Below are 13,201 nucleotides of genomic sequence, written 5' to 3'. Positions count from 1 at the left end.
TTCCTTTAGGAGGGGTTGCAATGAAGCTGCAGCCAGTCATTCCATTTGAGCCTGTACTGGCCGCGCAGCTTCCGTCCGGCGGCGAGTGGATCGCACAAATCAAATGGGACGGTGTGCGCATGCTTTCTTATTACGATGGCAGCCATGCAGAGCTCATTAACCGTCGGGGCAACCGCCGCACGCCGCAGTATCCCGAGCTGGCCGAGCCCCGCAGCTATTGCCGGGCCGGCTCTTTTATCCTGGACGGAGAAGTCATTGCGCTCAGTGCCGGCAAACCTTCCTTTCATGAGGTCATGCGCCGCGACAGCCTGAAGAATGAAGCTGCCATCCGGGCGGTTAGACCGCAGGTTCCGGTTCTATATATGGTGTTTGACATCCTGTATTGCAACGGACTATGGCTGCTTGATCAGCCCTTATCCCGGAGGCAGCAGTACTTAAATGAAATGCTGCTGCCCCATCCCCATGTCCAGAATGTGCCGAGCTATGCCAATCCGGCGGAGCTGTTCTCCGCAGCCCAGAGCGGCAGTCTGGAAGGCATCGTATGCAAGGACGTGAATAGTACTTACGCGCCGGGAGGGAAGGACAAACGCTGGCAGAAGCGGAAAATCATTTCCGATGTAACTGCCGTCGCCGGCGGGGTAACCTTTCGTGACGGGATTGTAAATGCGCTGCTCTTCGGCCTGTACGACGACGAAGGTAAGCTGCATTACATCGGTCATGCCGGTGCGGGCAGAATGACGGCGGCGGATTGGCGGAACGTGACTGCGGCAGCCCACCGCCTCACCGTCCCGAAGATGCCTTTTGCAGCCCTGCCCCAGCGCAGCAAGGATGCGGTATGGATCAAGCCCGAGCTGGTCTTCAAGCTTCATTTTTTGGAATGGAACAGCTCGGGTACCTTTCGCCAACCAGTCATTCAGGCACAAGTGGATTTGCCGCCGCAGTCTTGCCGGATAGAGCAGAAGGGGCAATTAGAAACAAGGGATTAAGCGCAAAAAGTGTGCGCTGCAGCTATGTACGAGGAAGGGAAGGGAGGAGATCCGGCATGCCGGCAACAATCAAAGGCTCCATTACTGTAGCCGGACAAGAAATTACGATAACGAACCCCGATAAACCATTATGGCCCGAGGCAGGGATTACCAAACGGATCTATCTGGAAAAGCTGGCCGCACTCTCCCCTTATTTACTGCGCTATTGCCGGGACCGGCTGCTGACGGTAATTCGCTACCCCCACGGCATTTCCGGCATGTCGTTTTATCAAAAAAACGCCCCGGACCCCCTGCCGGACTTTGTCCGAACGGCGGTACAGGACAAAATCAACTATATCGTGCTTCAGGGCTTGCCGGAGCTGCTCTGGCTGGGCAATCTGGCTGCACTGGAGTTTCACCCTTCCCTGCATTATGCGGGAAGCGGGCTTCCCTGTGAATGGATGATTGATCTTGATCCCTCCCTTGAGGTGGAGCCGCGGATCATGGAAGCGGCCGCCACTGTCGGTGAAGTGCTGAAATCGCTGGGACTGGCTTCCGTTCCGAAGACTTCGGGGGCCACAGGTGTGCAGATCATCATTCCTATCCGGCCTGGTGTTACTTTCGATGACTTGCGCAAGATCGGGCATTTTGTGGGACGTTATGTCACAGAGAAACGTCCCGATCTGTTCACCCTGGAGCGGCTGAAGAAACACCGCGGCGACAAAATTTATTTTGATTATCTTCAGCACTACGGAGGCAAAACCCTTGCCGCTCCTTATACACCGCGTGCCAGACCGCTGGCCACTGTTTCTACTCCCCTCTTATGGGAAGAGGTGCAGCGCAATGTCTCCCCTGCAGATTTTCATCTGCTGAATATTGAGGAACGCCTCAGCCGCATGGGCGATTTAATTGTTGGTGTACCGCCTCAGCCGGTAGAGAACATTATCTCCCGGCTCCCTTGATTCTGAAACAGCAATAAGCCCGCAACTGCCTTTTCAGGCTGCGGGCTTATCAGGCGTCCAGCTTTTGGACGGAAGGTATTATATATGAGAATACGGCGCTGCCAAACGCAACCGCCCTATTGATTACTCTGACTTTCGTAAATATACCTTCCTTCGGATAGCGTTCAGGTTGTGAGAATCGCTAGTGGATTGATTTTTTCTTAAAGCGGCCGCCTTTAACATCATGGATATTGCCAATTGCGATAAAGGCATCGGAATCCCAATCCTCAACAATCGACTTCAGTTTGGCTTCTTCCAAACGGGTGATTACCACAAAGATCACTTTCTTGTTCTCACCGGAGAAGCCGCCTTCCCCATCAAGATAGGTAACGCCGCGTCCCAGACGCTCGGTCAGCGCTTCGCCGATATCACGGAATTTATCGCTGATAATCCATACCGACTTGGATTGATCAAGCCCCTCAAGCGTAATATCAATCAGCTTAAACGCAATATAGTAAGCAATTAGAGAAAACATCGCATTATTCCAGCCGAACACGAAACCTGCGCTTGAAAGAATAAACAGGTTGAAAAACATAACTACCTCACCTACGGAAAACGGCAGCTTCTTAGACACGAGAATGGCGACAATCTCTGTACCATCAAGTGATCCCCCGTAACGTACAACGAGTCCTACACCCACGCCGAGAATGACGCCCCCAAACACTGCGGCAAGCAGCGGTTCCACCGTTATGGGATTTACAGGATGGAGCAGCTGAGTACCGATGGACATTACTACTACGGAAAATAATGTGGATAAGGCAAAGGTTTTGCCAATCTGCTTATAACCTATAACCAGAAACGGCAAGTTAAGCAGCGTCAGCAAAATCCCGAGCGGGATGTCAAAAATATCGGACAGCATAATAGAAATACCCGTAATTCCGCCGTCAATCAACTGATTGGGAACAAGAAAAATCTCCAGTGCAACAGACATCATACCCGCCCCGAGCACCATCATAATAATCCGCTGGGCCAGTCTGGCGGTCTTCAAAGCCCCCGACTTCTGCGGTTTCTTCTGTTCCTCACTCGTAAAGACTTTTTGGCTTACAGTCATAGAACTCCCCCTATAAAAAAGTATAAACAAGAATAATCGAAAGCATAATTGTTAAGCTATACTTTCTTAAATTTCTTCTTATACCTATATTATATCATAAAAGAAGCTAAAATAAGGAACGGAACATGTTCGCGCCTTCGAAAAGTTAGGGTTTTGACCCTTTTTCCGTCATAATAGCGGCGAAAGCAGCTGACAGAGCCCTTGAATCAACTTGACATTTCGTCCCCTCCTGCTAAATTTTGCAGGGTCAATAAATTCGCTATGCTTGAGATCATTCTGGAACGCTGACTTAAGCGAATTAATGATCTCCGGCTGGAGCAGCACCGCGGTAAGCTCGAAGTTGGAGTAGAAGCTGCGCATGTCCAGATTGGCACTGCCCACAGTAGCCAGCAGATCGTCTATGATCATGACTTTGGCATGCATAAATCCCTTCTTGTAGCGGTAGAATTTCACCCCGGCATCCTGCAGATTCTCCAGATAGGATAAAGAAGCATTATAAACCAGCCTGTTGTCTGGTGTGGCAGGAATGATAATTCTCACATCCACACCGCTGAGCACAGCATTCTTAAGGGCCCGGCAAATCGTCGGATCGGGAATGAAATACGGTGAAGCAATCCAGATTCGCTGCCTGGCTGCACACAATGCGGCAAAATACATCTCCAGTGAGGCATCTATTGCTCCATCCGGACCGCTTGCCACAATCAGCACAGACTCCTGTTCTTCACAGCTGTGCTTTGGAAAAAAGCGGGGATGGCTCAGGGCGTCTCCTGCCGCCAATCTCCAATCCTTAAGGAACACGTATTGCAGATTATAAACTGCATCTCCTTCAAGCCGCAGGTGGGTATCACGCCAGTAGCCCAGCTTGGGATCCTTGCCCAGATAATCATCCCCGACATTCAATCCGCCCGTATATCCTATTAGACCATCAACAACCAGTATTTTGCGGTGATTGCGGTAATTAAAGCGGCGGTCCATGAGTGAGGTCAGCGGCGGCAGAAAGAAATGGACCTCTACGCCCGCATTTTTTAAGGTGCGGATAAATCTGCGGCTCAGCTTATGACCGCCGAGACCGTCGCATAGCAGACGCACTTTAACCCCCTGGCGGCACTTACGGATCATGACTTCTTGAAACCGCTCACCGGTGACATCATCCCGAAAAATATAAAACTCCAGATGGATATTCTCCCGCGCCGTTTCCATCGCTTCCAGCATATCCTCATAGGCTTCTTGGCCGCTGGAAAGTATCCGGCACTTATTGCGTCCGGTAACTGGACTTTCCGAGAGCCCGGAGAGCAGATGCAGCAGTTCATCGCGGCCTTCAAACTCCGGGTTGCCGATATCTGACGTATTTTTCACGATCTGAATTTTGCCGGAGACATGGGCGCGAATTTCACGAAGCAGCGGCGTGCAGCGTTTGCCGATCCTACGGCTCTGCCAATAATCATGGCCCAAAAAATAATAGAACAACAGCCCGGCAGGCGGACAACAGAATGTAATAAACAGCCAGGCCAGCGCTCTTTGCGGACGGCGGTGCTCCAGCAGCAGTATTACGGCAATCTGCAGAATAAAAAGGCATAAAATAATTGCAAATATTCTCAAGGCGCACACCTCCTGAAAGTCTATAATAGCTGTCTCCTGCCTGAGCTTCGTACAAGCCGGGTTTGGGGCTTTGGTACCCGCATCACTTTGTTCACCATGAAAAACCGGGAATTAGCTGCACCCAAGCCAATTCTAGTACAGGTTTTGCCGTAACTCTCCTTCTTTATTCAACCAAACCGTTGTCATGTTCACCAAAGGCCTGGAATACATAGAGTAGTAGCACAATTCGGATGAGCCCATTTAATAGCCAACACTCGCAGGCACGGAGTTTTAGTTACCACGAGGCGGCTGCACAAGCCGCAGAAAGGAGTAGCTATGAAGAGTCAGCCCGATCATAACCGGATTACACTGCTCGTCGTCCGCGAAGCCGGACGTCCGGTCAGACAACTTCAGCTATCGAGGCCGCTTGCCCTGGCCCTCCCGGCCGCAGCCGCCCTGTCTATCTCCAGTCTGGTCACCTCCATGCATTTTCATGCCTCCCGCTCGATTGCGGAGCTGGAATCGGAAGCAGCAGCGCTATCCCTGACTAATCTTCGAATGGAAATGAAGGTCGCCGACAAGGACCAGACACTCCAGCAGCTCCGCAGTCAGGTGACTGAGCTGTCGGAGGAGGCCGAGAACATCAAAGACAAGCTAAAAAGTGTCAGTGAGCTGGAAGCGCAGCTCCAGTCGCTGATTGACAAGGAGAGCAGTTCTACCACTGGAAAAGACTCAGGTAAAGGTACAGGCACAGACTCCGATACCGAAAAGACATCCTCCTCCAATGCGTCATCAGGGACGCTCTCTCATGCCACTGCTTCATTGGATACCGTAGACGGATCTGCTCCAGCCGTTGCAACAGCGCTAAAAGGTGTGAATTTCACGGCTGCTGCAGCGGCTTCCAATCCTTCTTCGCTGTCCGGTGTAAGCTACCGGATCGGTGCGCTTTCATCGGTACTAGGCAGTAAGGTAACCCCACAGGTAGGCGGTGAATATATCGCGGTCTATCAGGAGGATCCCTTGGAGCTGGTCCGGCAAACTAAAGACGATTTTGCCGAAATCCGCAGCATGCTTGAAGAGATGGTGAACAGCATCTCCACCACGATTACCCAGGCCGAGAGGGCAAACAGCGTTCAAGCCAACCTTCAGGCCAAAAAAGCGCTCGCCGAAAAAGCCCGCTTGGCACCGGCCGTGATCTGGCCCACCCATTCCAATGTGATCACCTCAAGCTTCGGCTACCGCTCCGACCCTTTCAAGGGCGTTTCCGCCTATCATTCCGGCATTGATATTGCCGGTGATATCGGTGATCCTGTCTATGCAGCAATGGCCGGTGTGGTCACCGCCTCCGATCAGATGGGTGCAAGAGGAAAATACATTATTATCGAGCATCCGAACGGGCTGGAGACCTGGTATATGCATTTGAACGGAATGACCGTCAAAGCCGGTGACAAGGTGAACAAAGGCGAGCAAATCGGAATGCTGGGCAATACGGGGCGCAGTACAGGTCCCCATCTTCATTTTCAGGTGGTAAAACAGAACAAGGCGGTGAATCCGCTCAATTATGTAAAACCCTAAGGAGGAATTAATAGTGTGGAATAAACCAAAGCAGCAGGCATCCTTTAAGTCTACTGACTCGCTGATCGGTCTTGGAGGTACACTGGAGGGCAAGGTGCAGTGTGATACCAACTTGCGGATTGAAGGCAATTTCAGCGGGGAAATTCAGTGCCAGGGGACAGTGACCGTAGGTGAACAAGGAACGGTCCGTTCCAGCATTAAAGCTCAGGAGATCATTATAGCCGGCAAAGTGTTCGGCGATGTTACCGCCGACCGCCGCCTCACCATGACTGGAACCGGACAACTCCACGGCAACATCCTTGCAGGGACGCTCAGCATTATGGAGGGAAGTGTGCTTAACGGTTCCATAGGCATGGCAGAACAGCCCGCCCCGGAGAAAGCGGGCGGACTGCAGGAGGATAAGAATAAGGGCAAGGCAGGTAAACGTGCCTCCAAGGCGCAGAGCAAGCTGGAAGCCGGCTAAATGGTTTGAACCTGTCTAGGCTCATTCCCGCAGCTTCCCATGTACACCCGCCTCACATTCCATCTACGTACGGTCTTAAGCGGCGACATCCCTTTTACGGAACACGATCCAGGAAACCGCCAGAAACAGCAGATAATATACAGCCAGCACGGCGGCAGAGAACCCAAGGGTTACACCGCCAGGACCGGCATCGCTCAATATATATCCCCGCAAATCCATGTGGGTAAAGATCAGATACTTAGCCCACTCATACCTTTCCGGGCTAAAGATGACGATAAATAAATTTTTGGTAAACATAATAAACAAAGACAGACCGATCGCCAGTCCGCTTGCCCGGAAGACACTGGATACCATAAAGGCAAGCGCAGCGGTTAGAAACAGCTCAACATAGCGGCAGAGCACATCGAGGAAGGAGTATTCAACCGGACTCCAATTTCCGAAGTTAGACGCTTCCGCTGAAGAGGAGAAGATCAATGACGAACCATAAGCGAAAGCAATTAATATTGCTGTGCTGAGCAGACTAAAGAGGATCATGGAAATATATTTTGAGAGCAGTATTTTGGAGCGGCTCCACGGGCGAATCAGCAAAAGCTTGATTGTTCCCCAGGAAAATTCGCCCGCCACGGAGTCGGATGCAACTACAACCGTGAAGATCGTATTCAGGAAAAAGGCAACGCTCACGGTCGTCTGAAAGCTCTCCCATAGTCCCATCCTGGACATATCACCACTGCTGGTAAAATAGAACAGTGCCGGAAACAGCGCACTCATTAAAGCCAGAATGAACAACATAATCCATGTACGAACACGGCTGTAAATCTTGATATTCTCATTATGTATGAGAGCAGCGAACTCACCCAATGCCTTCACCTCCTGTAATTTCCAAGAATTGATCTTCCAGTGAGCGGGACAGCGCCTTGATGCTGTAGACCTTGATGCCGCCTGCCACCAGCTTCGCATTCAGTTCGGCCACTTCCTCACGGCTCGCCACGACGGCCAGACCGCCTTCTCTCAATACTCCACGGCCAATCAGGCTAAACGCCGCTTCCGGATCGCTCACCTCAAACAGTGTTTCCCCAGCTGGCATCACTGCGTCTCCCACTGTCTTCAGCTGTTTCACATCTACAAGCCGGCCATTCTGGATAATTGCGACACTGTCGCACATCAGCTCCATTTCGGACAACAAATGGCTGGAGACAAACACCGTTGTTCCCTCATCTTGGCAAAGACGGCGCAAATAATCGCGAAGCTCACGGATCCCTTGCGGATCAAGCCCGTTTGTCGGCTCATCCAGAATCAGCAGCTTCGGCCGATGCAGCAGGGCCTGAGCGACACCAAGCCGCTGGCGCATGCCCAGAGAATAGGTTTTTACTTTATCATGAATTCTCTGTCCAAGCCCGACGAGCTCCACAACCTCATTGATCCGCTGCTTGTCTACACCCGGCACCATGCGCGCATACTGGCGCAAATTCTGGTATCCGGTCAAGAACTTATACATCTCAGGATTCTCAACAATGGCACCGATATTGGCTACCGCTTCTTCGAAATGATCCTTGATGCTGCGGCCGCAGATCAGAATGTCTCCCTGGCTGATCGAAATAAGCCCTACCATCATGCGAATCGTCGTCGTTTTCCCGGCGCCGTTCGGTCCAAGAAACCCAAAAATTTGACCGGACGGAATGTCCAGCGTTAAATTGCTGACCAGCGTTTTGGAACCTATTTTTTTGGTGACGCCCATTAGGCTGGCTACAGGCTTCGACACTTCTGCCATATTTGGCATTATTTCACTTCCTTTCATTAGTTTGCATTACTATATTACCACAACTTACCTTTTTCATGAAAATCAAGAAAAATACATTACATAATAAAGGACCGTACCCCTTCATTACAAAAGGATACGGTCCCTTGTTCTTCGACAATTGCTTAAAGATTAGCCACCGACACGGGCAAGCTCACGCATGTTGGCTTCAAAGGCTGCCATTAGGGCAGCTTCGCCAGTCAAGCCGGTTTGCTCAACTTTGCGAATTTGCTCCATCATCCGTTTGTAATCCTTTGGAATCACACGGGCAAAATTCGGCAGAGCCGCTTCCCAGCCATCCAGAATCCGTCTTCCCGCAGCACTGTTAGTAAGCTCCGTATGACGGGCAATCAGACTGTGCAGTTCAGCGATTTCGTCCGGTTCTTCGACCCGCTCCAGAAGCACCATTTCCAGGTTGCAGCGTTTGATGAAGTTGTTGTTCGGATCGTATACATAAGCGATACCGCCTGACATCCCCGCTGCAAAGTTGCGGCCGGTTTCACCGAGCACAACTACGCGTCCACCGGTCATATATTCACAGCCATGGTCGCCCACGCCTTCAACGACGACATTCGCACCGGAGTTGCGGACGGCAAACCGTTCGCCGGCGATGCCGCTGATGTAAGCTTCGCCGCCGGTCGCTCCGTAAAGCGCCGTATTCCCGATAATAATATTGTCCTCAGCAGCGAAGGTTGCCTTCGGCGATGGCTTAATAATCAGCTTGCCGCCGGACAGCCCTTTGCCCACATAGTCATTGGAGTCGCCTTCGACTGTAATCGTAATCCCCTTCGGCATGAACGCGCCCAGACTTTGTCCGGCAGATCCGCTGAAATGCAGGCGGATCGTATCATCTGGCAGACCTGCCGCACCATATTTGCGCGTCAGTTCGCTGCCCAGAATCGTTCCTACCGCACGGTTCACGTTCGTGATTGGCAGTGAAGCTTCAACCACCGTACCGAATTCCAATGCAGGTGCGGCCAGCTCCAGCAGCTTCGAAACGTCGAGCGTTTCTTCAAGACCATGGTTCTGGCGTTTGCTGCGGAAACGTGTGCTTCCTTCCGGCATTGCCGGAGTATGAAGCAGGCTGCTCAGATCGACGCCTTTCTTCTTCCAATGACTCGAAGCGCGTACGGCGTCGAGGCAATCGGTGCGTCCAACCATTTCTTCAATGGTGCGGAAACCAAGCTCAGCCATAATCTCACGCAGATCCTGCGCCACGAACGTCATGAAGTTAACAACATGCTGTGGATCGCCTGTAAAGTTCTTACGCAGATCCGGATTCTGTGTTGCTACACCGACCGGACAGGTATCCATCTGGCACACCCGCATCATGATGCAGCCTACGGCTACAAGCGGAGCAGTAGCGAATCCATATTCTTCAGCACCCAGCAATACTGCTACTGCCAGGTCACGGCCACTAAGCATTTTGCCGTCTGTCTCGAGCACGACACGGTCGCGGAGGTTATTCAGCATCAGTGTCTGATGGGTCTCAGCGAGACCAAGCTCCCAAGGCAGACCGGCATGGCGGATAGAGTTCATCGGCGATGCGCCGGTTCCTCCGTCATAACCGCTGATCAGAATGATATCCGCACGGCCTTTGGCTACACCGGCAGCGATGGTTCCGACGCCTACCTCAGACACCAGCTTCACGTTAATGCTGGCACGCGGATTGGCATTCTTCAGATCGTAGATCAGCTCTGCCAAATCCTCAATGGAATAAATATCATGATGCGGCGGCGGTGAGATCAGACCTACGCCTGCTGTGGAGCCGCGCACTTCTGCCACCCATGGATATACCTTGCGGCCCGGCAGCTGTCCGCCTTCACCAGGTTTGGCACCCTGTGCCATTTTGATCTGAATTTCATCCGCATTCACGAGATAGTTCGAAGTTACCCCGAAACGTCCCGATGCGACCTGTTTGATCGCACTGCGGCGGGAATCACCGTTGCTGTCCGGAATAAAGCGTGCCGGATCTTCGCCGCCCTCACCGGTGTTGCTCTTGCCGCCGATGCGGTTCATGGCGATTGCCAGCGTCTCATGTGCTTCCTTACTGATCGAACCAAAGGACATCGCACCGGTCTTGAACCGTTTCATAATTGATTCTGCCGGTTCCACCTCTTCCAGCGGAACTGGCTGATTTGTCGATTTGAATTGCAGCATGGAGCGCAGCGTCTGATGTTTCTCGCTTTCACCCTGAACAAGTGCTGCATATTTCTTGTACATATTGTAATCGCCGCTCCGCACGGAGTGCTGAAGCAGATGGATGGTCTGCGGGTTGAACAGATGCTCTTCCCCGTCGCTGCGCCATTGGTACTCGCCGCCGGAATCAAGCACTTTATCGTTGCCGTCTTTGTCGGTGAAGGCGCGGTTATGATGAATCAGCGCTTCTGCCGCCACTTCTTCAAGGCCGATACCGCCAATACGGGAAGGCGTCCAGGTAAAGTAACGGTCGACGAATTCCGAATTCAGTCCGACAGCTTCAAAGATCTGTGCGCCACGGTACGATTGAATAGTAGAGATACCCATTTTGGACAGTATTTTCACTACGCTCTTTGTCGCAGCCTTAATGTAGTTCTTCACAGCCTTCTCATGCGAAATTCCGCGCAGCAGGCCCTGGCTGATCATGTCATCCAGACTTTCGAAGGCCAGATACGGATTGACCGCACTTACGCCATAGCCCAGAAGAAGCGCATAATGATGGACTTCACGGGGTTCGCCGGACTCCAGCAAAATGCTGACCTTCGTACGTGTTCCCGAGCGGATCAGATGGTGATGCAGGCTGGATACAGCCAGCAGCGCCGGGATGGCCGCATTCTCGCGGTCCACACCGCGGTCGGACAGAATAAGAATATTATGTCCTTTGGCCATTACGCGGTCAGCAGCCTCATTCATGCGCTCAAGTGCGATACGCAGTCCTTCCGCTCCAAGCTCAGCCGGGAACAGAATCGGAATGGACATCGATTTGAAGCCCGCACGGCGGACATGGCGGATCTTGGCGAAATCCTCATTCGATAAAATCGGCGATTCCAGGGAGATCTGTCGACAGCTCTCCGGTTCTGGTTTCAGCAGGTTGCGTTCCGGTCCGATTGTCGTAGCAGTTGACGTTACCAATTCTTCGCGAATTGCATCAATCGGCGGATTGGTTACCTGTGCGAACATTTGTTTAAAGTAGTTGTAAAGACGCTGCGGACGATCCGACAGCACAGCCAGCGGAGCATCATAGCCCATGGAGCCGACAGCTTCGGCACCGGTTGAAGCCATAGGCTCCAGCACCTTGCGCAAATCCTCAAAGGTGTAGCCGAAGGATTGCTGCAGCTGTTGCACATTGTCATGTTTCGGGTTCGGCAGCTCAGGTGCATCCGGAAGCTCGTCAAGTCCGATCAGATGCTCATCCAGCCATTGGCGGTAAGGCTGCTCGGAAGCAATGGACGCTTTCACTTCTTCGTCAGAAATAATCCGGCCCTGCTTCGTATCCACGAGCAGCATCCGGCCTGGTCTCAGGCGGTCTTTATATAGTACATTCTCTGCCGGAATATCAAGAACTCCTGCTTCAGAGGATAAAATAATCATATCGTCTTTGGTTACATAATAACGGGCAGGACGCAGACCGTTACGGTCAAGAATGGCTCCGATTTGCACACCGTCGGTGAAGCCCATCGCGGCAGGCCCGTCCCACGGCTCCATCAAGGTGCTGTGGTATTCATAGAACGCCTTCTTCTGCTCATCCATGCTGTCATGGTTGCTCCAAGGCTCAGGTACCATCATCATGGCCACATGCGGCAAGGAACGTCCGCTGAGATACAGGAACTCGAACGTATTGTCGAACATGGCGGTGTCGGAACCGTCCGGATTAACAACCGGCTTGATCTTGCTGAGGTCTTCTCCGAATACTTCACTCTTGAACAGAGACTGGCGGGCGTGCATCCAGTTCACATTCCCCCGCAGGGTGTTGATCTCACCATTGTGGATCATGAAACGGTAGGGATGGGCACGCTCCCAGCTCGGGAACGTATTGGTGCTGAACCGGGAGTGGACAAGCGCAATCGCGGATTCCAGCTCTTTGTTCTGCAGATCCAGATAGAACTGGCCTACCTGCTCAGTTGTGAGCATGCCTTTATATACGATCTTACGACAGGACATACTTGGCACGTAGAAGGACTCACCCTCTTCGGTACCGCCATAGCGGATTGCAAGTTCTGCGCGTTTGCGGATTACATACAGCTTGCGTTCAAAAGCCAATTCATCCTTGACGCCTGCGGAACGGCCGATGAATACCTGACGGACATAAGGCTTCGCTGCCTTGGCAGTTTTGCCCAGCATTTCGTCAAAGGTAGGCACATCGCGATAGCCAAGCACCTCTTGGCCTTCTTCTGCAATAATGCCGCTCAAGAGCGCCTCGTGGCGGGTCCGGATCTCCTCGTTATGAGACAGAAAGATCATACCCACGCCATAGCGGCCCTGCTCCGGCAGTTCAAAGCCAAGCTTAGCGGCTTCCCCTGCAAAGAAACGGTGCGGAATTTGCAGCATGATGCCGGCTCCGTCACCGGAGTTCGGCTCGCTACCCTGGCCCCCCCGATGCTCCATATTGAAGAGCATAGTCAAAGCGTTACTTACAATATCATGGGACGGTGTGCCTTTAATATGGGCAACAAATCCCATGCCGCATGCATCTTTTTCGAACTGGGGATCATAAAGGCCCTGTTTGCCGGGCAGTTCAGTGTGTCTCATTGTACGCAACCTTTCTATAATAAAGTAGAAGTTATCATCGGAAGA

The 13,201-nt window shown here is 52.2% G+C and carries 9 protein-coding genes; 4 read left to right on the top strand and 5 right to left on the bottom strand.

Annotated features, from left to right (window positions below):
* Window positions 1-20: 20 nt before the first annotated feature.
* Together ACAN56_RS16385 and ligD are read left to right on the top strand one after the other, a co-directional pair.
* Entirely contained in the window at window positions 21-986 is a 966-nt protein-coding gene (locus tag ACAN56_RS16385) for an ATP-dependent DNA ligase (RefSeq protein WP_038586664.1), read from the top strand.
* Window positions 987-1,042: 56 nt separating this feature from the next.
* Window positions 1,043-1,927, top strand: a complete 885-nt coding sequence (gene ligD / locus ACAN56_RS16380) for a non-homologous end-joining DNA ligase (protein ID WP_038586661.1) — start codon at window positions 1,043-1,045, stop codon at window positions 1,925-1,927.
* A 181-nt stretch (window positions 1,928-2,108) separates the two neighbouring features.
* Here ligD and ACAN56_RS16375 read toward each other — a convergent pair whose 3' ends face one another.
* A complete protein-coding gene (locus tag ACAN56_RS16375; protein WP_038586659.1) occupies window positions 2,109-3,017 on the bottom strand; it encodes a YitT family protein in 909 nt (302 codons plus the stop codon).
* A gap of 168 nt (window positions 3,018-3,185) precedes the next feature.
* The gene (cls, locus tag ACAN56_RS16370; protein ID WP_379144165.1) at window positions 3,186-4,616 is read right to left on the bottom strand and encodes a cardiolipin synthase; all 1,431 of its coding nucleotides are present in this window, start codon (window positions 4,614-4,616) and stop codon (window positions 3,186-3,188) included.
* Between the two features lie 315 nt (window positions 4,617-4,931).
* Here cls and ACAN56_RS16365 point away from each other — a divergent pair, with 315 nt between their 5' ends.
* Together ACAN56_RS16365 and ACAN56_RS16360 are read left to right on the top strand one after the other, a co-directional pair.
* A complete protein-coding gene (locus ACAN56_RS16365; RefSeq protein ID WP_379144162.1) occupies window positions 4,932-6,170 on the top strand; it encodes a M23 family metallopeptidase in 1,239 nt (412 codons plus the stop codon).
* 13 nt (window positions 6,171-6,183) lie between these two features.
* The gene (locus tag ACAN56_RS16360) at window positions 6,184-6,633 is read left to right on the top strand and encodes a bactofilin family protein (protein WP_038586653.1); all 450 of its coding nucleotides are present in this window, start codon (window positions 6,184-6,186) and stop codon (window positions 6,631-6,633) included.
* A gap of 75 nt (window positions 6,634-6,708) precedes the next feature.
* Here the strand turns inward: ACAN56_RS16360 and ACAN56_RS16355 are convergent, their stop codons facing one another.
* The 3 genes from ACAN56_RS16355 to gltB form a co-directional block, all read right to left on the bottom strand.
* Window positions 6,709-7,491, bottom strand: coding sequence for an ABC transporter permease (locus ACAN56_RS16355; RefSeq protein WP_038586650.1), 783 nt, complete (start codon window positions 7,489-7,491; stop codon window positions 6,709-6,711).
* Window positions 7,484-8,401: an ABC transporter ATP-binding protein gene (locus ACAN56_RS16350; protein WP_038598699.1), complete on the bottom strand. Its 918-nt coding sequence runs from the start codon at window positions 8,399-8,401 to the stop codon at window positions 7,484-7,486. Before ACAN56_RS16350 ends, ACAN56_RS16355 begins: the two co-directional genes overlap by 8 nt.
* A gap of 159 nt (window positions 8,402-8,560) precedes the next feature.
* A complete protein-coding gene (gene gltB, locus ACAN56_RS16345) occupies window positions 8,561-13,156 on the bottom strand; it encodes a glutamate synthase large subunit (RefSeq protein WP_379144159.1) in 4,596 nt (1,531 codons plus the stop codon).
* Between the last annotated feature and the right edge of the window lie 45 nt (window positions 13,157-13,201).

Origin of the sequence: Paenibacillus paludis, from assembly GCF_042610515.1 — a bacterium.
Lineage (GTDB): Bacteria > Bacillota > Bacilli > Paenibacillales > Paenibacillaceae > Paenibacillus_AQ.
Note: the sequence above shows the minus strand (reverse complement) of the source record. Positions and strands in the feature narration are given on the sequence as shown.

What these genes read in the sequence shown, in the direction of transcription:
- gltB (WP_379144159.1), bottom strand. Translation starts at nt 13,156, where the DNA reads ATGAGACACACTGAACTGCCCGGCAAACAGGGCCTTTATGATCCCCAG.
- ligD (WP_038586661.1), top strand. Translation starts at nt 1,043, where the DNA reads ATGCCGGCAACAATCAAAGGCTCCATTACTGTAGCCGGACAAGAAATT.
- ACAN56_RS16365 (WP_379144162.1), top strand. Translation starts at nt 4,932, where the DNA reads ATGAAGAGTCAGCCCGATCATAACCGGATTACACTGCTCGTCGTCCGC.
- ACAN56_RS16385 (WP_038586664.1), top strand. Translation starts at nt 21, where the DNA reads ATGAAGCTGCAGCCAGTCATTCCATTTGAGCCTGTACTGGCCGCGCAG.
- ACAN56_RS16375 (WP_038586659.1), bottom strand. Translation starts at nt 3,017, where the DNA reads ATGACTGTAAGCCAAAAAGTCTTTACGAGTGAGGAACAGAAGAAACCG.
- ACAN56_RS16350 (WP_038598699.1), bottom strand. Translation starts at nt 8,401, where the DNA reads ATGGCAGAAGTGTCGAAGCCTGTAGCCAGCCTAATGGGCGTCACCAAA.